This window comes from Pseudomonas sp. HAR-UPW-AIA-41, from assembly GCF_002304225.1.
Taxonomy (GTDB): Bacteria; Pseudomonadota; Gammaproteobacteria; order Pseudomonadales; family Pseudomonadaceae; genus Aquipseudomonas.
On record NZ_NSLB01000021.1, the window covers coordinates 1 to 5,781 of the forward strand.

Annotated in this window: 6 protein-coding genes and 3 pseudogenes; 1 reads left to right on the forward strand and 8 read right to left on the reverse strand. The window is 60.1% G+C overall.

All coding sequences use genetic code 11. The features are described from left to right. Positions 1-225 (forward strand): hypothetical protein (locus tag CK486_RS17590; RefSeq protein WP_141248928.1); only part of this gene is annotated, 225 nt, incomplete at its 5' end. Positions 226-230: 5 nt separating this feature from the next. Here CK486_RS17590 and CK486_RS17595 read toward each other — a convergent pair. From CK486_RS17595 to CK486_RS17995, 8 genes and pseudogenes are all read right to left on the reverse strand, one after another. Continuing rightward, on the reverse strand, positions 231-878 hold the full coding sequence (locus tag CK486_RS17595; RefSeq protein ID WP_095941599.1) for a TetR family transcriptional regulator: 648 nt from the start codon (positions 876-878) through the stop codon (positions 231-233). A gap of 46 nt (positions 879-924) precedes the next feature. Beyond that, positions 925-1,713, reverse strand: coding sequence for an SDR family oxidoreductase (locus CK486_RS17600; RefSeq protein ID WP_095941600.1), 789 nt, complete (start codon positions 1,711-1,713; stop codon positions 925-927). 169 nt (positions 1,714-1,882) lie between these two features. Continuing rightward, the gene (locus CK486_RS17605; RefSeq protein WP_095941601.1) at positions 1,883-3,004 is read right to left on the reverse strand and encodes a GGDEF domain-containing protein; all 1,122 of its coding nucleotides are present in this window, start codon (positions 3,002-3,004) and stop codon (positions 1,883-1,885) included. A gap of 78 nt (positions 3,005-3,082) precedes the next feature. Beyond that, on the reverse strand, positions 3,083-3,532 hold the full coding sequence (locus tag CK486_RS17610; protein ID WP_095941602.1) for a DMT family transporter: 450 nt from the start codon (positions 3,530-3,532) through the stop codon (positions 3,083-3,085). Between the two features lie 104 nt (positions 3,533-3,636). Next, positions 3,637-4,479: a methyl-accepting chemotaxis protein gene (locus CK486_RS18580; RefSeq protein ID WP_371915515.1), complete on the reverse strand. Its 843-nt coding sequence runs from the start codon at positions 4,477-4,479 to the stop codon at positions 3,637-3,639. Between the two features lie 48 nt (positions 4,480-4,527). After that, positions 4,528-5,277 (reverse strand): annotated as a pseudogene (locus tag CK486_RS18585) (hypothetical protein); the annotation flags it as partial. An 80-nt stretch (positions 5,278-5,357) separates the two neighbouring features. Next, positions 5,358-5,708 (reverse strand): annotated as a pseudogene (fadH, locus tag CK486_RS17620) (NADPH-dependent 2,4-dienoyl-CoA reductase); the annotation flags it as partial. Further along, positions 5,704-5,781 (reverse strand): annotated as a pseudogene (locus CK486_RS17995) (coproporphyrinogen III oxidase); the annotation flags it as partial. The pseudogenes fadH and CK486_RS17995, both read right to left, overlap by 5 nt.

The window sequence follows — 5,781 nt, forward strand, 5'->3', positions numbered from 1 at the left end:
CGACCAGCTACGCCGGCCGGCGCCAGCGCCACGCCGTTGCGCCTGAAACTCTCGGCGCTGGGCGGCAGCGGCCAGCGCTGGTGGTTCCTCGACGGCTCGCCGCTGGGCAGCACTCAGGGCGCCGACAGCCTGGCGCTGGCGCTGCAGGAGCGCGGGCAGCATCAGCTCAGTGTGCTGGATGAAGGCGGCCTGACGGCGCGGGTGGAGTTTCAGGTGCTGGAGTGAGGCGGTCAAACCGGCGTTAGTGCGCCGCGCCAATACTCCTGGAGGCTGGCCGCCAGTTCGTCACGGAAGGGGGGGCGGATCACACTGAATGCAGGATCGCTCAGCAGCGCTTGTAGCGGTGCTGGATAGTCCAGTGTTTGCCACAGCCCGCGGATCAGCGCGTAACTGCGTAGCAGCAACTGCGTTCCACGTCCCGCCTGCAAGCCCAGTGCTGCGTCCAGCAGTTGCCCTGCCAAGGTGAGCCGGCGAGTCAGATTGAGCTTGAAGTTGCGTACCACCTGTTCCGGTAGGTTCTGCTCCAGAACGCTATAGGCAAGCGCATCCAGGCTAAGAAACTCCGGGTGCTCGTCGAGGTAATCAACCATCTGGGCGATCACGGCTTGAACTTGTTCTGTGGCCGCCATACTCGGCTTGAATGCGTCGCCGATTGCCGAGAGGAGATTGCTGAACTCTTCATCGAGCAGCGCGATGAAAATTTCTTCTTTTGTGGCGAAGTACAAATAGACCGTGCCTTTGGCCAGCCCCGCCGCTTCTGCAATGCGCGCTACGGAAGGCAGCTGGAGTTCGTCGCTGAGAAAGAGGCGGCGGGCTGCCTGCAGAATGTCAGCGCGACGTGCCTGCTTGGCATCATCGTCTCGGGCACGGCGGGTCATGATATCGCTCTGGCTGGAGGGTGGCGGGGAGCATACCCCGCCATGCTCAGTTCTTCATCAGTTGATAGGCCATGCGGCTTTGCAGGGGGCGTGGGGTTAGGCGGTTACTGAGCACGGTGAGTTTGTTCAGTAGCCCCGGTACAACACTCGCCTTGCCGCGCAACATGGCACGCAAGCCGATCTGCGCCACAGGACGCGAGCGCATCATCAACAGGCGCTGGTAAAGGGTCGGGCGCTGCCCCGAGACCTGCAGAAACGCCGTGGCGCTGATGCCGGGCGAGAGTACGCTGACCTTTACGTTGGAGGCTTTCAGTTCTTGATTCAGGGCCTCTCCGAACAGCAGGACATAGGCTTTGCTCGCTGAGTAGGCGGCATAGCTGGGCGTGGCCTGATAGCCCCCGATGCTGGCAACCAGCAGGATATGACCACCGCCGCGACGTGCCATGTCCTGGCTGTAATGATGAGTCAGCTCGGTCAGGGTCAGCATGTTCAGCTGAAGCATATCGCGAGTGTTCATCAGAGGTTGCGCCAGGAACTCACCGAAGAGGCCGTAGCCCGCGTTATTGATCAGAATATCCACCTCTAGCCCTAGAGCATCTGTTTGTGCCTTGAGTGTGCTGGCGGCTTCAATTTGCGCCAGATCGAGACCAATCACGCGGGTTTCGATGCCATGACGCTTGTGCAGCTCGCTCGCCAGCGCCTGCATCGGTTCAGTGCGTCGTGCGACCAAAATCAGGTTGGCGCCGAGTTCGGCAAGGAGGTGGGCGAAGTCCACGCCGAATCCACTGGAGGCGCCGGTAATGAGAGCCCATTTGCCCTTGAGTTGTTGCTGCATGAGTAAATCCTCTTGAAATGCCATTTAAATGACCGGCGGTCATTTGTTTATGAGGTTAAATGACTTGTGGTCATTTAAAGAAGAGCCGTTGGTCGGAATGAGTGCCGGATCGAGGCGTAACTATCGCTGGGGGGGGGCTTTCAGTGGGGCGCTGAAAGCTGTGGTGGTGTCAGGCTTCGCACAGCCGATTGCGGCCCAGATGCTTGGCTTGATAGAGGGCTTCGTCGACACGTCTGAACAGGGTGTCGGCGCTGGTATCGCGTGTGCGGTCGAATGCGCCGAGGCCCAGGCTGGTGGTGAGGCGTAGGGGTTGCCCCTGGACGCTCAGGCCGTGTTCGTCCAGCCGCTGGCGGAATAGCTCGCCCAGTTGTCGGGCCTGCTCCAGCTCTACGCCCGGCATCAGCACGCCAAACTCTTCACCCCCCAGGCGCAGCAGAATATCGCTGTCCCGGCGGAAGGTCTGGCGCATCTGCTCAGCGAACTGGCGCAGGCAGTGGTCGCCCACCATGTGACCGTACTGATCGTTGATCTGTTTGAAATGGTCGATATCCAGCAGCAACAGGGTCAGCGGGCTGCCTTGACGCTTTGCCAGCGCAACCTGTTGTTCGAACAGATTGTTGAACTGCAGGCGGTTGCCGAGCTGGGTAAGGCTGTCGGTGCGGCTCAGCAACTCGAGTTGCTCGTGCTGTTCCAGCAATTTGTGTTGCACATCGACACCCGCGTGGTACTCCCTGTGATTGCGCTTGAGCGCGAGCATCAGGTACAGCATGAAAAAGACAAGCGTCGTTAACACACCGGCATTCTTGCTCGCCTGCGGCAGCATGATGACCAGCGCAGGCAGGTAAATCAGCATTACCGCACAGGCTGCAGGCAGGCGCTGCATGGGGAAGTTGAAAATGGCTGCGGTGCTGAAGGCAATGGTGCTCAGGGCGGCAATAAGCTGGGAGTCCTGTAGCGGAGTAAGCAGTAGGCAGCAGCCTGTCGCCAGCCCCCAGAACATTGAGTTCAGCAGCAGCAGTGTCCAGTGTTGCCAGCGCCAACGCAGCAGGCTGTTGATATCTGGATCGGCCGGCAGGCGGTGTCGTAGGCGCAGCACCAGCAGGATGACGAATACCAGGCTGAACAGGCTTCCAGGCAACAGCAGCTGCTGTGGTGCACTGCTGAATGTCCAGCACAGCAGCCAGGCGATCAGATAGAAAATGCCGCCCAATGTGGTGCGCACACGCATGTCCTGCACCTCACGCCATAGGCGGAAGTGGGCGGGGTCATTGGGCATCAGTGGGTTGGGCATGGCGTGGTTCATGGCAGCAAGTGCCGCGATTCTAGCGGCTTTGCTCGTTGATGGCAGCCATTGGCCATCATTGCCCGATCAGCTGCGCTGAATCATCCATATACCAGCGACCACCAGTGCCAGGCCTGCGACCTTGCCGAGGCTGATGGGGGCCTCGCGATAGCCTGCCCAGCCGAAATGATCCAGCACCAGTGCCATGGCCATCTGCCCTGCCAGGACCAGCAGCATGAACAGTAGAGCTCCGGTCCGCGGACTTGCATAGGCGGCGGTGGCAATAAAAAATGCGCCCAGCAGACCGCCGGTCCAATGCCACCAGGACAGGCCTCGGAAGGCGCCCAGCACAGGAACTTCGCGTTGGTAGAGCGTGAGTAGAAAAAGGGCAGCAGTACCGACGCAGAACGAGATCAATGCTGCAGCCAGCACACTGCCCAAGTGTTTAGCCAGCTGGCCATTGATACCGGCCTGTAGTGGCAGAAGAACCCCAGCCAATAGAGGCAATGCGAGTAGCCACCAGGTCATTGCAGGCATGATCAACTCCGGCAAAAACGCCATTATGCTTGAGCTTGTCCATTTGGACAGTTTTGTATGGCGCTTGTAACCGGATGAGGTCGCGTGCCGTGCGGTGCCGCTAGTCAGAGTGTGAAGTTTTCGGTCACCCGCTGCAGGTGCCCGGCGGCTGTGTCCGACTGACGAATCAGGTTGTCCAGGGCTCGTATGGCCTGCTGCTGATGCTGGCAATCGGTGAGCATGCTTTCAATGTTGCTGAGTACGGCTTCCCGGACATCGCGGCTGTCATTGAGCTGCTGGGAAACGCTGTTGAGTGTCTGGCTGACATTGCTCAGGTGGGTCTGCATTGCCGTCAGTGTTTCACCCGCCGAGCGTACTTGGGTCAGGCCAATTTCAGAGCGTTCCAGGCCCGTCTGAATCGAGCGGGTGGCGTCGCGTGTGCTGGCCTGAATACTGTCGATGATGCTGGCAATGCTGCTAGTGGATTGACTGGTGCGTTCGGCCAGTTGGCGGACTTCATCGGCGACCACCGCAAAACCACGACCCTGCTCCCCGGCGCGAGCGGCCTCGATAGCCGCATTTAGGGCTAAAAGATTGGTTTGCTCAGCAATGTCCCGAATGGTTCGGGTGACCTGATTGATTTCGTCTGTGCGGGCGACCAGAGAGCTGAGTACCTCGGCGGCGTCATGGACAGTCTGCACAACCAGACCTACCTCTTCGCTGCTGCTTTGCAGAGCCTGACTGGAACACTCTGCTGCGCGTCCGGCTTCCCCGGCGGCCTGTGCCGATTGAGTACTCTCGCTGGACAACCGTGACAACAAGCCGTTTAGCTCATGGACTGAACGGCTGGCTTTTTCCGAGCTGCTGACCTGATGCACAGAGGCCTGTTCAATCTCGCGGGCGCCGGCCTGAATACCGCTGGCGAGTTGGCCCAATGCCTGGGTTTGGCCACTCAGCTCGGTGATCACTGTCCGCAGGTTGAGTCGTATGGTATCCGTGCAGTGTGATAGCTCGCCGAGTTCGTTTTGCGTTTTCAGTGCGGCGGGCTGGTCGAGGCGTCCTTGAGAGACCTGCTGGAGTGACTGGGTCAGGCGCTTGAAGTAGTACAGCTGTCCCTTGCTGATCAGCAGTACCAGTAACAAGGCGACCGCGAGAATGCTGCCGGTGACCAAAACCAGATTGCGGGCGAGCGCATCAATCTGCGTTTGTGCCTGTGCCTCATTGGCCTGGTGCTGGGTATTGACCACGCCAACCAGCTCATCAATGCCCTGGCGGTGCTCCAGGTAGGCCTGTTCAAGTGCTTGCCAGGCCTGCTGGTCATGTTTGCCCTGTTGTCTAGCTGGGATATAGCGGCTCAGGGCTGTCTCATAAAAACGCTGGGCGGGCGCATAGGTGGTCTGGCTCACCAGTTTTCGCGTGGTCTGATCCAGCGTCTGCTCCTGCCAATAGCGATAGCGGGCCTGATAGTCGCTGTGCAGCTGGTTGAAGCGTTCGGCAAGTCGCTGGATCTGCTGGCTGTCTGTGCTGGTGCGCATCTGCAGTGCGACCAGGTACGACTCAAGAATGTAGTAAGGCGGCGGCAGGATGTCGGCGAGCAGGTCTTTGCCTTTGACGATCTCCTGGTAAAGCGGCCCATTGATGCGCAACTGTTGGTTGACGACCTGTGTCCAGACCGCCACCAATGCAATGCCCATGGCCATGACAACCAAGAGCAGAGATAGCTGCGTCCGCTGACGTAGCCCGGATAACCAGCGCAGCAATGCCATGAGAACAATTCCGTACAGATAGCAGGGTGTTGTTCGCAGTATTGGGCATTCTGCTCAAAGCGCCAGTTGTCCAGCGGTCATCAGAGGCGCGCGGCCAGCTCCGCCCCTTCACGGATGGCTCGTTTGGCGTCCAGCTCGCCGGCACGTCTGGCACCGCCGATCAGATGCCAGGCGCTCTGGCCCTCAGCCAGCTCGGACAGAGGCTCCTGCCCGGCGCAGATCACCACGTTGTCCACCGCCAGCACGCGCTGCTCGCCGTTGACCCGCAGGTGCAGGCCGGCATCGTCGACCTGCAGGTATTCCACGCCGCCGAGCAGTTGCACGCCCTGATGTTTGAGGTGGGCGCGGTGTACCCAGCCACTGGTTTTACCCAGGCCAGCGCCGGGCTGGCCGGCCTTGCGCTGCAGCAGCCACAGCTGGCGCGGCGGGCTCGCCACGGTGCTTGAGGTGGAAGTAACGGTCACACCAGGCCTTGTACTTGGGATAGACCTCGGCCCCGAAAGG

Bases quoted from the DNA above. Each gene is read 5' to 3' on its own strand.
- CK486_RS17600 (WP_095941600.1), bottom strand. From the start codon at position 1,713: ATGCAGCAACAACTCAAGGGCAAATGGGCTCTCATTACCGGCGCCTCC.
- CK486_RS17605 (WP_095941601.1), bottom strand. From the start codon at position 3,004: ATGCCCAACCCACTGATGCCCAATGACCCCGCCCACTTCCGCCTATGG.
- CK486_RS17610 (WP_095941602.1), bottom strand. From the start codon at position 3,532: ATGCCTGCAATGACCTGGTGGCTACTCGCATTGCCTCTATTGGCTGGG.
- CK486_RS17595 (WP_095941599.1), bottom strand. From the start codon at position 878: ATGACCCGCCGTGCCCGAGACGATGATGCCAAGCAGGCACGTCGCGCT.